The organism is Mycolicibacterium tusciae (genome assembly GCF_002086795.1).
In the GTDB taxonomy this organism is placed as follows: Bacteria; Actinomycetota; Actinomycetes; order Mycobacteriales; family Mycobacteriaceae; genus Mycobacterium; species Mycobacterium tusciae.
This window is the reverse complement of record NZ_MVIM01000056.1, coordinates 1-1,291: the sequence shown is the minus strand read 5'-3', so window position 1 is coordinate 1,291 and position 1,291 is coordinate 1. Positions and strand designations below refer to the sequence as shown.

Genomic DNA, 1,291 nt, shown 5'->3' with positions numbered 1-1,291 from the left:
CCCCACCCCCCCCCCCCCCCCACCCCCCCCCCCCCCCCCCCCCCTTGGGCCGCCCCCCCCGGCCGGCCGCGGGGGCTCCCCCGGGGGGGGCCCCCCCCCCCCGGGCCCCCCCCCGCCGCCATGGCAGGCGACATGGCCAGCTCGCTGACCCATTACGGCCCCATGGGTTTGCAGTTCATCAACGCCGATTACACGTTGACGCTGAGCCGGTTACCCGAAGGTCCCTACCTCGGGCTGGCCGCGCTGACGCACTACAGCCATGCCGGCGTCGCGACCGGTGTCGCCACCCTCGTCGACGAATCCGGTCCGATCGGCAGCGCCACGGCGACGGCGCTCTCGAACCCCGGCTTCAATCCGCCGCATCCGTAGCACCTACTTGATCTTGTCGGCGATGGCGCTGGCAATCGACAACCCTGAGCTTCCGACCGTTGGTGAACAGGCACGCACGTCGACAATGACGTTGGCGCGCAACGCCATATTGCGTTCGCACTGCTGCCCCGCCGTCGCCGATGTCGTCGGAGTGAGCTTCATCGTCATGACGCCCGCGGTGGTCGACGGCACGCCGAGGTCGGCCTCCGTCGAGGCGCCCTGGTACTCGAACCTGATGTGGGTGGACTTGCAGGCGTTCCAGTCGGCGACCTGCCGGTCGTAGAAAGCCTTGGCCGCGTTCGCATCTGGGAAGGCCGTGACGGCCTGGACCAGCTTGTGCGTCGGATCCGAGAACACGCCCTGTATCACCATCGCCGTGAAACCGGACCCGTCGTAGGTCGCCTGGTATGCCGGACCCCATGCCCCGGTGCAGTTGGGTGGCGTGACCGATCCGGCAAGCGGCGCGGACTCGGTCGGCATCGCGGTCATGCCGGGCTTGTTCATTCGGTTGCTGACGTCGTTGGTGGAAAGAAGAAGTGCCGGCAGCGCATCGTCCGGCACGTTGGCCGGGGCGGGGGGTGCGGGGGCGGGTTCCGTCGTCGACGAAGCAGGCTTGCGTGTTGCACTGGTCGTCGTCGTCTCTACGGGGCCGGCCGCCGTCGACTCGGACGCGTCACCGCCGGAGAGGGCGACGACGAGCACGACGATCACCGCAACAGCCGCCGCGGCCGCGGCGCCGATGCCCAGCATGCGTCCCTTACCGCCGAACCTATCGGGGGTACGACCCTGCGGCACGACCGTCGGCGGAATGCTCGAAGACGGCTGCGGCTGGGGCCGGTAGGACGGTTGGCCGCCGGGAAAACTCGGCCCGGTGAGCTGGTCATCGGGCTGGACGTGGGGGCGGGTGTACGGACGCGGGCCC

At 70.3% G+C, this 1,291-nt stretch carries 1 protein-coding gene and 1 pseudogene; one reads left to right on the top strand and one right to left on the bottom strand.

The window, feature by feature from the left end:
* Positions 1–114 precede the first annotated feature (114 nt).
* Positions 115–369, top strand: a pseudogene (locus BST47_RS30085) (thioesterase family protein); the annotation flags it as partial.
* 3 nt (positions 370–372) lie between these two features.
* Here BST47_RS30085 and BST47_RS30080 read toward each other — a convergent pair.
* Positions 373–1,291: sensor domain-containing protein (locus BST47_RS30080; protein WP_133056265.1), on the bottom strand; the 919-nt coding region annotated here is incomplete at its 5' end.